Consider the following 15,146-nt stretch of genomic DNA (forward strand, 5'->3'; position numbering starts at 1 on the left):
TTTTGTATCTGAAATAAGGTTAGATGGCTATGGCTAAAAATGTTGTCGTAATCGGTGCCCAATGGGGTGATGAAGGCAAAGGTAAGATTGTTGACTGGCTGGCGGAAGAAACCAGTGGTGTAGTACGTTTCCAAGGCGGCCACAATGCCGGCCATACTTTGGTCGTCGGTGGCAAAAAAACCATTTTGCGCCTGATTCCAAGCGGCATTTTGCATGAGACTTTGGACTGCTTCATCGGCTCAGGTGTTGTCGTTTCTCCTGAAGCATTGTTGGGCGAAATCGATGAATTGAACGCTGCCGGTGTGAAAAACGTCGAAGGCCGTCTGAAAATTGCGCCAACCTGCCCATTGATTCTGCCTTACCACATCGCGCTTGATCAAGCTCGCGAAGCTTCCCGGGGTAAAGGCAAAATTGGTACAACCGGTCGCGGCATCGGCCCCGCTTATGAAGATAAAGTTGCCCGCCGCGCGATTCGCGTGGTGGACTTGTTGCACCCTGAAAAACTGGTTGAGAAACTGGAAGCTGTTTTGGCTTATTACAATGTTCAGTTGCAACACCTGCACAATGCCGAGCCGGTAAAAGTTGAAGATGTGATGGCGGTCATTGAAAAAGTTGCACCGCGCATTACGCCGATGATTACCGATGTTTCCCGTGTTTTGAACGAGAAAAACCGAAAAGGCGAAAGCCTGTTGTTTGAAGGTGCACAAGGTACGTTGCTGGACATCGACTACGGTACTTATCCGTTTGTGACTTCCTCCAACTGCTTGGCTGGTGCCGCTTCTGCCGGTGCAGGTGTAGGTCCGCAAATGCTGGATTACGTTTTGGGTATCGTTAAAGCCTATACTACCCGCGTGGGTTCCGGCCCATTCCCGACTGAATTGTTTGACGAAGTGGGCGCAGGCTTGGCTGAACGCGGCCATGAATTCGGCTCTGTAACCGGTCGTGCGCGTCGTTGTGGCTGGTTTGACGCGGCTGCTCTGAAACGCTCTATTCAAGTTAACGGCATTTCCGGCATGTGCATTACCAAGCTGGACGTGATGGACGGTATTGAGAACATCAATATCTGTGTAGGTTATGAATTGCCTGATGGCAGCAAAACCGACATTCTGCCTTGCGGCTCCGATGCGGTAGAAACCTGCAAACCGATTTACGAAACCATGCAGGGTTGGAGCGAGTCGACTTTCGGCGTGAAAGAATATGACAAGCTGCCTGAAAACGCTAAAGCTTATCTGAAACGTATTGAAGAAGTGTGCGGTGCACCTGTAGCCATTGTTTCAACTGGTCCTGACCGTGAAGAAACCATCGTTTTGCACCACCCGTTTGCTTAATTGATTAAGTGAATAAAAGGCCGTCTGAATGTTTCAGACGGCCTTTTATATGAAATGCAATAAAAATTCAGCCCTGAAGGATGTCTGTCTTCAGGGCTTAATTTCGTATTCTACGCCGTTTTTAAACGCGAGTGTTTGGAAACCGAGATGTAGTGCCAAGTAACAATTATTCTCATTGATGTAAGTCAAGAAAAGGCTAGTCTGTAATTTTATTTCAAGAAAACTCCTGTAAATGGAAGGGTATTAGTGCTATCCTTTCAGAAAATTTACGGTCTATATTTTCAATAAAATTAGGAGCTTGATATGTCAAATGATGTTCAGCAACGTCCAGCCGCTTGGGAAGGTTTTACTGGTGGCAACTGGGAAACCAACGTAGATGTTCGCGATTTTATTCAGAAAAACTACACGCCTTATGAAGGCGATGCTTCTTTCTTGGCACCAGCAACCGAAGCCACAACTAAACTGTGGGCAGACGTATTGGAAGGCATTAAAGTAGAAAACCGTACGCACGAGCCGTACAAAATCGACGCGCAAATCGTCTCCGGTATTACCAGTCATGCTCCAGGCTATATCGACAAAAATTTGGAAACCATCGTCGGCCTGCAAACAGACGAGCCTTTGAAACGCTCTATCATGCCGTTTGGCGGTTTGAAAATGGTGCAAGACGCGTGCAAAGTGTACAACGTTGAGTTGAACCCTGAAGTCAGCGAAATTTTCACTAAATACCGCAAAACCCATAACCAAGGCGTGTTTGACGTTTACACTCCTGACATCCGCCGTTGCCGTAAATCAGGCGTGATTACCGGTCTGCCGGATGCTTATGGCCGTGGCCGTATTATTGGTGACTACCGTCGTGTTGCATTGTACGGTATCGACTTCTTGATGAAAGACAAACTTAACCAGTTCAATTCACTGCAAGCCGATTTGGAAAACGGTGTGGACTTGGAAGAAGTGATCCGCCGTCGTGAAGAAATCAACGAACAATACAAAGCCTTGGGTCAAATGAAAGAAATGGCGGCTTCTTACGGCTACGACATTTCCGGCCCTGCAAAAAATGCACAAGAAGCCATCCAATGGACTTACTTTGCCTACCTTGCCGCCGTTAAATCTCAAAACGGCGCAGCGATGTCCTTCGGCCGTGTGTCTTCGTTCTTGGATATTTATATCGAACGCGACCTGAAAAACGGTGTGATTACCGAAACCCAAGCGCAAGAATTTATCGACCACTTGGTGATGAAACTGCGTATGGTCCGTTTCCTGCGTACGCCCGAATACGACCAACTCTTCTCCGGCGACCCGATTTGGGCAACCGAATCCATCGGCGGTATGGGCTTGGATGGCCGTACCTTGGTAACGCGCACCAACTTCCGCGTGCTGCACACCTTGTACAACATGGGTCCATCTCCTGAGCCAAACATCACTGTATTGTGGTCTGAACAACTGCCGCAAGGATTTAAAGAGTACTGCGCCAAAGTATCCATCGACACTTCGTCTATCCAATACGAAAACGACGACTTGATGCGTCCTGACTTTAATAGCGACGACTACGCCATTGCCTGCTGCGTCAGCCCGATGGTGGTCGGCAAACAAATGCAGTTCTTCGGCGCACGTGCCAACTTGGCTAAAACTCTGCTGTACGCAATCAACGGCGGCGTGGATGAAAAATCTAAAGAGCAAGTTGGTCCGAAAACCGAGCCGATTATGGACGAAGTTTTGGACTACGACACTGTCTTTGAGCGCATGGACAAATTCATGGATTGGTTGGCAACCCAATACGTTACCGCGCTGAACATTATTCACTACATGCACGACAAATACAGCTACGAAGCCGCGTTGATGGCGTTGCATGACCGTGACGTGAAACGTACGATGGCATGCGGTATCGCCGGTTTGTCTGTGGCCGCCGACTCACTGTCCGCCATCAAATACGCCAAAGTCAAACCGATTCGCGACGAAAACGGTATTGCCGTCGACTTTGAAATCGAAGGCGAATACCCGCAGTTCGGTAACAACGACGACCGCGTGGACGATATTGCCTGCGACTTGGTGGAACGCTTCATGAAAAAAGTGGCAACCCACAAAACTTACCGCAACGCAACGCCGACTCAGTCCGTACTGACCATTACTTCCAACGTTGTTTACGGTAAGAAAACCGGTAATACTCCAGACGGCCGCCGTGCAGGTGCTCCGTTTGGTCCGGGTGCAAACCCAATGCACGGCCGTGACGTCAACGGTGCAGTCGCTTCATTGACTTCCGTAGCCAAACTGCCATTTGAGTTTGCCAAAGACGGTATTTCTTATACCTTCTCCATTATTCCAGGCGCGTTGGGTAAAGACGAGCATTCTCGCGAACGCAACCTTGCCGGTCTGATGGACGGTTATTTCCACCATGAAGACGGTATTTTGGAAGGCGGTCAACACTTGAACGTCAACGTATTGAATCGCGAGACTTTGGAAGATGCGATGCACCATCCGGAGAAATATCCGCAGTTGACCATTCGTGTGTCCGGTTATGCGGTTCGCTTCAACTCGCTGACCCGCGAACAACAGCTTGACGTGATTACCCGTACGTTCACAGAAACCATGTAATCCGAGTGGGGAAACAAACCAGAAGCTAAATTTGCATTTGGTTTGTTTTGAAACAAAGCTCCAAGGCCGTCTGAAATGTTCAGACGGCCTTTATTATCGTACAATCCATATAAGCAAAAACATTTTTGAGCCGAACACTATGTCCACGACTTTTGCCATTACCCCCAAGCCGGAACTGAAAGACCTTGGCCACCGTCACTATAACGGCAAAGGCATTATTCATTCGATTGAATCTTGCGGTGCTGTCGATGGTCCGGGCTTGCGCTACGTGCTCTTTTTGCAAGGTTGTCTGATGCGCTGCCTGTATTGCCATAATCGCGACACATGGGATCTCCATACCGAGCAGGCGCAGGAATTGGATGTGGCAACCGTGATGAAGCAGGTCATGACCTATCGTCATTATCTGCGTGCGACAGGCGGAGGCGTAACGGCAACCGGCGGCGAGCCGTTATTGCAATATGAGTTTGTACGCGATTGGTTTACGGCCTGTCGGGAACACGATATCCATACCTGTCTCGACAGCAATGGCTATGCTTTGCACTATGACTCGATTTTGGATGATTTGCTCGCTCATACCAATTTGGTCATGCTCGACTTAAAACAAATCGATCCTGAAATTCATAAAGTACTTGTCGGTATCCCTAATACCAAAACGCTGAAATTTGCACGCTATCTTGCGGAACGCAATCAGCCGACACGGGTACGTTATGTGGTTGTTCCCGGTTATACCGATGATGAGCGTTCAGCGCATTTATTGGGTGAGTTTATCGGTGATATGGATAATGTCGAAATGGTCGAGCTTTTGCCGTATCACGAATTGGGCGCACATAAATGGGCTTTGTGCGGCGATGAATACAAATTAAAAGGCGTACATCCGCCGCCTAAAGAAACCATTTTGAAAATCAAAGAAATATTAGAGAGCTACGGAAAAAACATTATTTATTAAAACAGAAAAAGGCCGTCTGAAACGAAATAATCAGTTTCGGACGGCCTTTTTATGATTGAAAAAGACTTAAGCGTTCAATGCAGTCAGAACCTTGGCGACAACTTCTGATACCGCAACGGCTTGAGCCTGATTGTCACGGCGTTCGGCATATTCGACATTGCCTTCTTTCAATGCGCGATCGCCGATTACGATGCGGTGAGGAATACCCAACAGCTCGGAGTCATTCAGCAATACGCCCGCACGTTCGTCTCGGTCATCCAACAATACATCCGCACCGGCAGCCAAAAGCTCGGCATAGATTTTGTCAGCGGCTTCGCGTACGGCTTCTGATTTTTTGTAGTTCATCGGCACGATAACGACTTCAAACGGCGCCATTGCTTTGGTCCAAACAATGCCTTTTTCGTCGTTGTTTTGCTCGATGGCGGCAGCCACAACGCGGGTAATACCGATACCGTAGCAGCCCATTTCCATGATTTGGGATTTACCGTTATTGTCCAAGAAGCTGACATTCATGGCTTGGGTATATTTGTTGCGTAATTGGAAAACGTGACCGACTTCAATACCGCGCGCCAGTTTCAGACGGCCTTGTTCGTCGGGGCTGATGTCGCCTTCGATGACATTGCGTAAATCGACAAATTCAGGCTCGGCAGCATCGCGACCGAAGTTGAAGCCGGTATAGTGGTAGTCGTCTTCGTTCGCACCAATCACCCAGTCTGCCCCTTTTTCGGTGGCAAAATCAGCATAGACTTTACCTTTGAAGTTGATAGGGCCGAGAGAGCCGCCGTTTGCGCCGAACTGTTCAACAATCGCGGCAGGGCTTGCCATGGTCAGTGGCGATTTCACGCCGGCCAGTTTTTCTGCCTTGATGTCGTTAAATTCATGGTCGCCACGCAACAGCAGCAGGACGAGTTCGCCTTCGTTTTCGCCTTCAACCACGATGGATTTGAGGGTTTGTTCAACTGGAATATTGAGGAATTCAACCAAAGATTCAATGGTTTTAACGTTTGGCGTATGTACTTTGGTCAACTCGGCCTGAGCAGCGGCGCGTTCGCCTTTAAGCGGCAAAGTCGGTGCCAATTCGATATTGGCGGCGTAATCGGAAGTGTCGCTATATGCAATAACGTCTTCGCCGCTTTCAGCCAACACTTGGAATTCGTGAGAGCCGGTACCGCCGATGCTGCCGGTATCTGCGGCAACAGGACGGAATTTCAAACCCAAACGGGTGAAGATATGGCAGTAAGCGTCATACATATCTTGATAGGTCGTCTGAAGCGAGGCATAGTCGGCATGGAAGGAATAAGCGTCTTTCATGACAAACTCGCGCGCGCGCATCACACCAAAGCGCGGACGCACTTCATCGCGGAATTTGGTTTGGATGTGGTAAAAGTTTTTTGGCAGTTGTTTGTAGCTGTTGACTTCTTTGCGCACGATGTCGGCAATCACTTCTTCACAAGTCGGACCCATGCAGAAATCGCGGTCATGACGGTCTTTCAGGCGCAGCAGTTCTTTACCGTAAAACTCCCAGCGGCCGGATTCCTGCCACAGTTCGGCAGGTTGTACCACCGGCATCAGCAGCTCCACGCTACCTGCACGGGCCATTTCTTCACGCACGATATTTTCAACTTTGCGCAATACGCGCAGGCCCATCGGCATCCAAGTATAAAGACCGGATGCGTTGGCTTTGATCAAGCCGGCACGAATCATCAGCTTGTGGCTGGCAAGTGCGGCTTCGGCAGGGGCTTCTTTAAGGGTAGAAATGAAGAACTGGGAGGCTTTCATGGCGTATTTTTCTTTCTTAAAAATAAGTGCGTATTGTAACGCAAAATGTATGGCTGCGTGTCTTTTGAATGGCACCTGATGAAATCGGCCGTTGTTTCACAGAGCTTTTGATTCGGGGCGATTTCTAGGGATGTCAACCCTAATTTATGCACAAAGCCGCATAACCTTGTTTTACCTATAAATTTTCACTGTATGATTATAGTAAAATCTTATAAATATAACTATTTGATTTTATTATGTTTTATTTGATTAAATTTTAGTCAATTTAAGACTTGGTTTGTTCCTAAAGAAAATTTTACGATTACCCAAAGCTTATCAACAGATTTATCCACAGAGATTGTGTATAGATTTTAAATGCCGTCGGCGTAATGATTTCGCATGATTGGTAAGTCTTGTTTAAAGCAGATTTGGTTGCCCTAATAAAGATGGGGCAACAACACGATGGACAGGTTTTGCGCTAACATTCTGCTTATTGCTGTTTCCTCACAAGGAATAAAATGAAAAATTCAGAATTGCATTTGCTGGAACGCAGAAAGATGTTTAACGGGCATCAGGAACGCTACCACCACTTTTCTCAAACCTGCCAGACGGATATGGTATTTGATGTCTATCTGCCGCCACAAGTCTTAAAAGGTTATCCCGCGCCTGTTTTATATTTTCTTTCCGGCCTAAATAGTGATGGTTCTGAATTGGTTCGGCAAAGCGGAATCCAGCGCTTTGCGGCGCAATGGAATATTATCGTGGTTTTTCCGGATACCTCGCCACGCGGTCAGCATGTTGCCGACAGCGAGGAACATTATCTTGGACAGGGTGCCGGATTTTATGTTAACGCAACTGAAGCACCTTGGGCACAGCATTATCAAATGGAAAGCTATATCAGCCAAGAATTGCCTGATTTGATCGAGCATAATTTCCCGGTAGCGAAAGAGCGCAGCATTGCAGGTTTCAGCATGGGTGGGTATGGCGCGCTGCATTTGGCTTTGAACTATCCTGGCCGATATGCTGCGGTTTCTGCCTTTGCGCCTTTATGTCATCCTATCGATACGGAAGGCGGCAGGCAGGCGTTTTCAGCTTATTTGGGTCAAAACGTGGAAACATGGAAACACTATGACAGTACAAAGCTGCTTCAGACCGCCTCGCATAAATTGCCTGTTTTGATTGATGTCGGCAGTGAAGATGCTTTGTATCCTGAAGTTCTGCAACCGGAAGGGTTTGTCCGCTCAGCACGCGAAAAAGGTTTCAATATCCAATATAAAGTACGTCCAGGCTATGGGCATGACTATTTCTTTATTGCCAGCTTTATCGATTCGCATATTGAGTTTCATGCTCAGGCATTGGGGCTTTAAGCAGTATTGAATAAAAGGCCGTCTGAAATCCGATTAATGGTCGGATTTCAGACGGCCTTTTATTTGGTCTTTAACCTTTAATTTCAGACAGACTTATTCCTCAGGACGCTCGCCGTCGGTATCGTCCAATCTGCCTTCGGTAATATCGACATTGATACCGACTGCCGCACGGATTTTGGCATCGATTTCGTTGGCGATATCAGGATTTTCTTTCAACCAAACGCGTACATTGTCTTTACCTTGGCCGATTTTTGCGCCGTTGTAGCTGTACCATGCACCGGATTTTTCAACGATGTCATGTTTGACGCCCAAGTCGATCAATTCGCCTTCCCAGCTGATACCTTCGCCGTAAAGAATATCGAATTCGGCTTGACGGAATGGAGGCGCAACTTTGTTTTTGATGACTTTGACTTTGGTTTCGTTACCAATAACGTCATCGCCTTTTTTAATCTGACCGGTACGGCGGATGTCGAGGCGGACGGAGGCGTAGAATTTGAGCGCGTTACCGCCGGTTGTGGTTTCAGGGCTGCCGAACATCACGCCGATTTTCATACGGATTTGGTTAATGAAAACAACCAATGTATTGGTGCGTTTGATGTGGCCGGTCAGTTTGCGCAGGGCTTGGCTCATCAGGCGGGCTTGCAGGCCGACGTGGCTGTCGCCCATTTCGCCTTCGATCTCGGCTTTAGGCACAAGTGCGGCTACGGAGTCAACAACGACCATATCGATACCGCCTGAGCGTACCAATGTATCGCAGATTTCCAATGCCTGCTCGCCGGTATCCGGTTGGGAGAGATAGAGTTCTTCGACTTTTACGCCGAGTTTACGGGCGTAAATCGGGTCAAAAGCATGCTCGGCATCGATGAATGCGCAGATGCCGCCATTTTTTTGGCATTGAGCAATGGCTTCGAGACAGAGTGTGGTTTTACCGGAGGATTCCGGGCCGAAAATTTCAACCACGCGGCCGCGGGGCAGACCGCCAACGCCGAGTGCTAAGTCTACGCCGAGGGAGCCGGTGGAAATAACATCAAGGTTTTCTTCCTGTTGGCTGCCGTCCATTTTCATGATGGAGCCTTTGCCGAAGTTTTTTTCGATTTGGGCAAGGGCGGCGGCTAAGGCTTTGCTTTTTTCGTCTGACATGTTTTCTCTCCGAAAGGAAATATGAATCGCTAAGAATTTATTTAGCTATTATCGCATAAATTAAGAAAAAGTATAGTTTTATTTTTATTTTTCAGACGGCCTGTGTTTTTTGTATGCAACAGGCCGTCTGAAAATTTGAATAATCAATCAGTTGGTCAATGATGTAAAAACTTGGAAATAGTCGGGGAAAGTTTTATGCGTACATTTCGGGTCGTTGATGATGACGGGGATGCCCAAAAGCGAAGCCAGCGAGAAACACATGGCCATGCGGTGGTCGTCATAAGTATCGATGACGGCATCAGGGGTAAGTGTTTCGGGCGGCGTGATATGGATGGCTTCGGCTTCTTCAACGACTTCTGCACCCAGTTTGCGCAGTTCGGTTGCCATAGCGGTGATACGGTCGGTTTCTTTGACGCGCCATGAGCCGATATTACGCAGGGTGCAGGGTTGTTTGGTGGCCAGTGCGACGATAGCCAGAGTCATGGCCGCGTCTGGGATATGGTTGGCATCCAAATCAAAAGCCTGAATCTTGCGCTCGGCAGGGCGGGAAATTTCAACAAAATTTTCGCCCCAAATGACATCTGCACCGATTTTCTCCAATTCACGCGCAAAGGCGACGTCGCCTTGAATGCTGTGTGCGCCGATACCGGTTACGCGGATGGGTGTACCTGCAATCAGGCCTGCACCCAAGAAGTAAGACGCGCTGGAGGCATCGCCTTCCACATATAAATGTTCGGGCGCATGATATTTGGCACCGGCCGGGATTTTAAATACACGGTAGTCTTCATTGATGATGTCCACACCGAACTGCGCCATCAGCTTGAGCGTGATGTCGATATAAGGTTTGGAAATCAACTCGCCTACCATGTGAATTTCAAATGCTTGTCCGGTCAAGGGCAAAGCCATCAGCAGGGCGGTCAGGAATTGACTGGACACATTGCCTTTAATCGGAATAACGCGCTCGCCGTTGTCTTGGCGTTTACCGATCTGAAGCGGAGGGTAGTTTTCATTGCCCAGATATTGTACGTCCGCACCTGCAATGCGCAGCGCATCCACCAAATCGCCGATGGGGCGTTCGTGCATACGCGGCACGCCATGCAGATGATAGTCGCCACCCAAAACGGCAAGCGCGGCAGTCAAGGGGCGGAATGCCGTACCGGCGTTGCCTAAAAACAAATCGGCGGTTTGGTTGGGAAAGCGGCCGCCGGTGCCATGAACTTTCAGACGGCCTTCAGGTAAAGATTCAATTTGTACGCCGAGTTTGTCAAGTGCTTCAAGCATTCGGTCGGTATCGTCGGATTTGAGCAAAGAATGGATTTCGCAAACGTTGTCGGAGAGTGCTGCCAAGAGCAGCGTACGGTTGCTGATGCTTTTGGAACCGGGCAGGGCAACGGTAGAAGGCTTGAGTGTAGAAGCGGGCAGGCGGATGGATTCGGTCATGGCTGGGCTAAGCTCGTTTGAATTGTAAATTAGACCGATATTATACGCAGGCAAAGGCCGTCTGAAAAATGAAGAGGGTACAATTTATTTGTGAAAAAATGAATTTTTATATCGTTACACTATTTTCTAATCATTTATTTTGAAATTTTCTGCTCCTGTTTTGTGTTTGTCGCTATAACTTATTTTGTTGTGGCAGGTATATAACCAAACACCATAAGAAAATCAGAAACCATTCTTTCCTATTTTTTCAGACGGCCTTGCCTTATTTAAAAGCTTGGCAATATTGCTGATAACGTTCTGCCAGTCCATATAGGATGATTGCTGTCAGCCCAAATGTCGTAGTGTCGGAAAGGCAGGGCGGGGAGGGCGAGGGTTTGATTGTTGTGATGAAGCTGACGGAATGTGTAGTTTCTCAGGTTTAAGGCGAAGCTCAAAGGCAGATAAAAAATTTCTGCTACTTCGTCGGGGTAGGCTTTGGGGTTGACGGAATGGGTGCAAATTGCCGGAACGGGCGTAACACGGTAGCCGGAAGGCGTGTCATAGAAGGGTAGCGGCGCAAAAGTCTGCCATGCGGTAATCGGAATGGCAGTTTCTTCATAAGCTTCTCTTAACGCCGTTGCCGTTAGGCTGTCGTCTTGAACATCTTTGCGGCCGCCGGCAAAGGCGATTTGTCCGGTGTGCTGCCTTAAGGTCTCGGCCCTTTTGGTCAGTAAAATTTGCCACGCTCCTTCATGCAAGACAATGCCGACTAAAACGGCTGCATCTTTGACCGTTTGGGCGGTAACTAATTGATTGCGCTCTGCTTGCATACGGCTGCTGAAGCGTGAAGCTTGAGTTAGGAAATGGATAAGGTGGTCGGTATTCATTTTTGGCGCTGATCGTTTTATGCAGATGAGGATTACACAAGGTTTACGGTTACCGTGTCAACAAAATAGGGTGCGTGTGTTACAGTTATGCCTGAATGATAAATAAAGCTTTGCATCTGTTTTGCAAGTGCTTAGGCCGTCTGAAAATGTCGGCAGGTTCTCAAAAAGGATAGTTATGTTGTTTTTCCCATCCCGTATTCGAGTAGCAGCTGCGGCTGTCATGATGTTGTTTGCTACACAAACTTTTGCCGCGCCCGGCGATTCAAATGCAGTTTTTGAATCGGCTAAGATTATTAAAAAGAAAAGCCGTGCCGACCGTTTTTCTCCCGAAGAGCGCGAGCAGGAGCGGATACGTCTGTTGGGTATACAAAACCGTACCTCGCAGGTTTTCACTTTGTTAAATTCAGAACTGGCTCTGCAAAAGGGTGATGCGGCTTCTGCTCTGTTTACTTATATTTTGACGTTGCATCGCACCAAATCTCCCGAAGTGGCCGAACGCGCTTTGGAGATGGCGGTTTCTTTAAATGCCTTTGAACAGGCTGAAGCCATTTACCAAAAATGGCGCGAAATCGAGCCGGAGCCTGGTGAAACACAAAAGCGTATGACTTGGTTGCGCAATTTGCTGCTGGGCAAAGCCGATAAGAATTTGAGCGGATTGGACAAGGTGATTGCCGGCGGTAGTGAAGACGAGCAAAAGCGCGTGTTTCTGCTTTTGGCACAAACCGCAGCACAACAGCCGAATCTGACCAGCGATGCAGTCAAACAGGTGCATAAAACGGCACTGAATTATAAAGACTTCCCTGAAGCGGCAATTGCAGATGCAATTTTTAGTGCAAAAGACGGTCAAAAGAAACACGCCATTGCAGCATTGCAGCGATTGGCTAAGTTGGACAACGAAATCCTGCCGCCGACTTTTGTTACGTTGCGACTGATGGCGCAACGGCATCCTGATATTCTGGACGGCTTCTTCAAAGATACAGACACCAAAACCTTATCTCCGATTTGGCAGGAGTTGGACATCGCCAATTTGATCGCCCATGGCCAAAATGATCAGGCCTTTAAGCGTTTGCAGACTTTGTTGGAAGAAAATCCAAACCCTGATTTGTATATTCAGGCCGCCTTATTGTCCGCCAGCAAGACGGAAAATATTTCTGCGGTAAACAGCTATCTGGAAAAGGCTTATAAAGCCGGTACGGAAGAGCAGCGCAGCCGTGCGGCGTTGATTGGTGCGGTTTCTTATAATGATGCTGAAGAATTTGCGAAAGCCAAACAATGGCTGGACAAGGTAACGGCAACGGCTTATACGTTTGATAAAACTATTTTGGCCGCTTCTATCGAAGCCAAACAGGGCAACCATAAAGAGGCTTGGGCTTTGGTGCAACGCGCACAAAAAATGCCCGAGCAAAGAGGACGTTATTTTGAAGCCAGTGATTTGCTGAATACGGCTTTGTTTGTATTGTCTAAAAATACCAATCTTCAAGAATCGTTGAACGCTTTGAACAGCTTGGTAAATTCCACTGAAAAATCCTTGAAAACCCAAGCTTCTCCCGAGCTGCTTGCCAATATGTTGTATCAGCGTTCGATGGTGTATGAGAAGCTGAATCAGCCAGGCAAGGCGATTGCCGATTTGCGCCGAGTTGTTGAGTTGTATCCGGATAATCCACACGGTTGGAATGCTTTGGGCTATACCTTGCTGTCAAACGGCAAGGATTTGAAGGAAGCGTTTAAAATGGTTCAGACGGCCTATCAAATGGAGCCGGAAAGCGCAGCAATTAATGACAGTGTAGGCTGGGCGTATTATCTTAAAGGCGATGCGCAAATGGCGCTTCCATATATTCAATATGCCTATGAAAAAGAACCTGAAGCCGAAGTCGCCGCGCATTTGGGCGAAGTCCTATGGACGCTTGGAGACCAAGACAAGGCCAAAGAAATCTGGAATGACGGCTTGAAACGCGGAAGCAATCTCCGAGTATTAAAAGAGACAATGTCCAAATTCGGTATAACGTCCAGCAAACCACATCCTCAAAAACACAAATAAAACCAAAAGGCCGTCTGAAAAGCGTTTGATTTCAGACGGCCTATGAAGGAATATCCATGAATTTAAAACAATTATCATCGGTTGCTGCCTTGTTGTTTTTAGCTGCTTGTGCGCAGCCAAACTTACCTCAGCAAAACAGTTGGCAAGCAGCAGAGCAGGTGCAGGATTTTAGTGCAGATGGTCGATTGGCTGTTAAAGTGGAAGGCAAAGGCTCATATGCTAATTTCGACTGGACTTATCAGAATGCGGTTCAAACCATTGATGTGAATACACCGTTGGGCAATACCGTAGGCCAGCTGTGTCAAGACAGTGAAGGCGTATTGGCAGTAGACAGTAAGGGTAAGGTTTATCAGGCGGAAACGGCTGAAGAATTGAGCAGGCAGCTTTTGGGTTTTGCTTTGCCGGTTCAATATCTGCATATTTGGGCGGATGGTAAACGCGTTGCCAATGCGCCATACAAAATCCTGCCTGATGGCCGTCTGGAGCAGTTTGACTGGACAATATCGCGTACTTTAAATAATTCAGGACAGCCCAAAACGCTTCAACTTGAGAATGCCAAGTTTAATATCCGCTTGGTATTCGATACAGTAAATCACTCTTTGGATAAGAATGGACAAACCCGATGCGCAGCACGCAAATAGAGGATGCCATGTCTGTTTCAGAGGAAATTCAAGCCTTTCCTGCGCCGGCTAAATTAAATTTGGATTTGAGGATTACCGGCCGTAGGAGCGATGGTTATCATAATTTGGAAAGTATTTTCTGTTTGATCGGCTTATACGATACCGTTCATCTGAAAATGCGTACTGATGGGCAGATTATTTTGCATACGCCGGTCGAAGGGCTTGAGCCCGAACAGGACTTGACTTATCGGGCGGCTAAATTATTGTTGCCATATGCAAACGTACCACACGGTGTTGAAATTTGGTTGGATAAAGTGATTCCGACCGGAGGCGGATTGGGCGGTGGAAGCTCTGATGCGGCCACAGTTTTAATGGTTTTAAACCAATGGTGGCAATGTGGCTTGAGCAGGCAGCAACTGATTGATTTAGGCGTAAGTCTTGGTGCGGATGTTCCTTTTTTTATTTTTGGAAGAAGTGCTTTTGCCAAAGGCGTAGGCGAGAAGCTGGCTGAAATAGATGTCCCTAAACAATGGTATGTTATCGTTAAGCCCCCTGTCCATGTGGCAACAGCTAAAATTTTTGCACATGAAGGCTTGACACGTGATTCCAAACCCAGCATAATGCCGACTTTCCAATCATTACAGCCGTTTCAAAATGATATGCAGGTGGTTGTATTTCAGGAATATCCTGAGGTTTGGAAGGCTTATGTTGAGTTATTCCAATATGGTTATGCATTAATGACCGGTTCTGGGGCTTGTTTGTTTATAGCAAGTGCATCTCATCAAGAAGCAAATACAATTTACCAACAGGTTTCTCAATCATATAAAGCTTATTGTGTGGAAGGATTAGATATTCATCCTCTGTTTTATATGATTTAGTAAGTTGGGGAGTCGTCAAGCGGTTAAGACACTGGATTTTGATTCCAGCATGCGAAGGTTCGAATCCTTCCTCCCCAGCCAAACCCTTTGTTGGGGAGTCGTCAAGCGGTTAAGACACTGGATTTTGATTCCAGCATGCGAAGGTTCGAATCCTTCCTCCCCAGCCAACACCCTTT

The 15,146-nt window shown here is 47.5% G+C and carries 11 protein-coding genes and 2 tRNA genes; 9 read left to right on the forward strand and 4 right to left on the reverse strand.

From position 1 onward, the window contains the following. The first annotated feature begins 29 nt into the window (after window positions 1-29). From FAH66_RS03370 to pflA, 3 genes are all read left to right on the forward strand, one after another. The gene (locus FAH66_RS03370; protein ID WP_049351236.1) at window positions 30-1,328 is read left to right on the forward strand and encodes an adenylosuccinate synthase; all 1,299 of its coding nucleotides are present in this window, start codon (window positions 30-32) and stop codon (window positions 1,326-1,328) included. A 303-nt stretch (window positions 1,329-1,631) separates the two neighbouring features. Further along, complete coding sequence (gene pflB, locus FAH66_RS03375) at window positions 1,632-3,917, forward strand: formate C-acetyltransferase (RefSeq protein WP_137040696.1); 2,286 nt, start codon at window positions 1,632-1,634, stop codon at window positions 3,915-3,917. A gap of 139 nt (window positions 3,918-4,056) precedes the next feature. Further along, on the forward strand, window positions 4,057-4,863 hold the full coding sequence (gene pflA / locus FAH66_RS03380; RefSeq protein WP_137040697.1) for a pyruvate formate lyase 1-activating protein: 807 nt from the start codon (window positions 4,057-4,059) through the stop codon (window positions 4,861-4,863). A 66-nt stretch (window positions 4,864-4,929) separates the two neighbouring features. On the opposite strand, the gene FAH66_RS03385 is transcribed toward pflA, so the two are convergent. Beyond that, complete coding sequence (locus FAH66_RS03385; RefSeq protein ID WP_137040698.1) at window positions 4,930-6,642, reverse strand: proline--tRNA ligase; 1,713 nt, start codon at window positions 6,640-6,642, stop codon at window positions 4,930-4,932. Window positions 6,643-7,139: 497 nt separating this feature from the next. On the opposite strand from FAH66_RS03385, the gene fghA reads away from it, so the two are divergent. Continuing rightward, complete coding sequence (gene fghA / locus FAH66_RS03390) at window positions 7,140-7,988, forward strand: S-formylglutathione hydrolase (RefSeq protein WP_137040699.1); 849 nt, start codon at window positions 7,140-7,142, stop codon at window positions 7,986-7,988. A 93-nt stretch (window positions 7,989-8,081) separates the two neighbouring features. Here the strand turns inward: fghA and recA are convergent, their stop codons facing one another. The 3 genes from recA to FAH66_RS03405 form a co-directional block, all read right to left on the reverse strand. Further along, window positions 8,082-9,128, reverse strand: coding sequence for a recombinase RecA (gene recA, locus FAH66_RS03395; RefSeq protein ID WP_101755208.1), 1,047 nt, complete (start codon window positions 9,126-9,128; stop codon window positions 8,082-8,084). A gap of 147 nt (window positions 9,129-9,275) precedes the next feature. After that, window positions 9,276-10,568, reverse strand: a complete 1,293-nt coding sequence (gene aroA, locus FAH66_RS03400) for a 3-phosphoshikimate 1-carboxyvinyltransferase (RefSeq protein ID WP_137040700.1) — start codon at window positions 10,566-10,568, stop codon at window positions 9,276-9,278. A 266-nt stretch (window positions 10,569-10,834) separates the two neighbouring features. Then, a complete protein-coding gene (locus FAH66_RS03405; protein WP_244284992.1) occupies window positions 10,835-11,434 on the reverse strand; it encodes an NUDIX hydrolase in 600 nt (199 codons plus the stop codon). Window positions 11,435-11,609: 175 nt separating this feature from the next. On the opposite strand from FAH66_RS03405, the gene FAH66_RS03410 reads away from it, so the two are divergent. The 5 genes from FAH66_RS03410 (at window position 11,610) to FAH66_RS03430 (ending at window position 15,137) form a co-directional block, all read left to right on the forward strand. Next, window positions 11,610-13,472, forward strand: coding sequence for a tetratricopeptide repeat protein (locus tag FAH66_RS03410; RefSeq protein ID WP_137040701.1), 1,863 nt, complete (start codon window positions 11,610-11,612; stop codon window positions 13,470-13,472). Window positions 13,473-13,528: 56 nt separating this feature from the next. After that, a complete protein-coding gene (gene lolB, locus FAH66_RS03415) occupies window positions 13,529-14,113 on the forward strand; it encodes a lipoprotein insertase outer membrane protein LolB (RefSeq protein ID WP_137040702.1) in 585 nt (194 codons plus the stop codon). A gap of 8 nt (window positions 14,114-14,121) precedes the next feature. Continuing rightward, window positions 14,122-14,970, forward strand: a complete 849-nt coding sequence (gene ispE / locus FAH66_RS03420; RefSeq protein WP_137041601.1) for a 4-(cytidine 5'-diphospho)-2-C-methyl-D-erythritol kinase — start codon at window positions 14,122-14,124, stop codon at window positions 14,968-14,970. A 5-nt stretch (window positions 14,971-14,975) separates the two neighbouring features. Beyond that, a tRNA-Gln gene (locus FAH66_RS03425) sits at window positions 14,976-15,051 on the forward strand. A 10-nt stretch (window positions 15,052-15,061) separates the two neighbouring features. After that, window positions 15,062-15,137 (forward strand) — tRNA-Gln (locus FAH66_RS03430). The last annotated feature ends 9 nt before the right edge of the window (window positions 15,138-15,146 follow it).

Origin of the sequence: Neisseria subflava (assembly GCF_005221305.1) — a bacterium.
Classification (GTDB): Bacteria; Pseudomonadota; Gammaproteobacteria; order Burkholderiales; family Neisseriaceae; genus Neisseria; species Neisseria subflava.

Bases quoted from the DNA above. Each gene is read 5' to 3' on its own strand.
- FAH66_RS03370 (WP_049351236.1), top strand. From the start codon at position 30: ATGGCTAAAAATGTTGTCGTAATCGGTGCCCAATGGGGTGATGAAGGC.
- pflB (WP_137040696.1), top strand. From the start codon at position 1,632: ATGTCAAATGATGTTCAGCAACGTCCAGCCGCTTGGGAAGGTTTTACT.
- pflA (WP_137040697.1), top strand. From the start codon at position 4,057: ATGTCCACGACTTTTGCCATTACCCCCAAGCCGGAACTGAAAGACCTT.
- FAH66_RS03385 (WP_137040698.1), bottom strand. From the start codon at position 6,642: ATGAAAGCCTCCCAGTTCTTCATTTCTACCCTTAAAGAAGCCCCTGCC.
- fghA (WP_137040699.1), top strand. From the start codon at position 7,140: ATGAAAAATTCAGAATTGCATTTGCTGGAACGCAGAAAGATGTTTAAC.
- recA (WP_101755208.1), bottom strand. From the start codon at position 9,128: ATGTCAGACGAAAAAAGCAAAGCCTTAGCCGCCGCCCTTGCCCAAATC.
- aroA (WP_137040700.1), bottom strand. From the start codon at position 10,568: ATGACCGAATCCATCCGCCTGCCCGCTTCTACACTCAAGCCTTCTACC.
- FAH66_RS03405 (WP_244284992.1), bottom strand. From the start codon at position 11,434: ATGAATACCGACCACCTTATCCATTTCCTAACTCAAGCTTCACGCTTC.
- FAH66_RS03410 (WP_137040701.1), top strand. From the start codon at position 11,610: ATGTTGTTTTTCCCATCCCGTATTCGAGTAGCAGCTGCGGCTGTCATG.
- lolB (WP_137040702.1), top strand. From the start codon at position 13,529: ATGAATTTAAAACAATTATCATCGGTTGCTGCCTTGTTGTTTTTAGCT.
- ispE (WP_137041601.1), top strand. From the start codon at position 14,122: ATGTCTGTTTCAGAGGAAATTCAAGCCTTTCCTGCGCCGGCTAAATTA.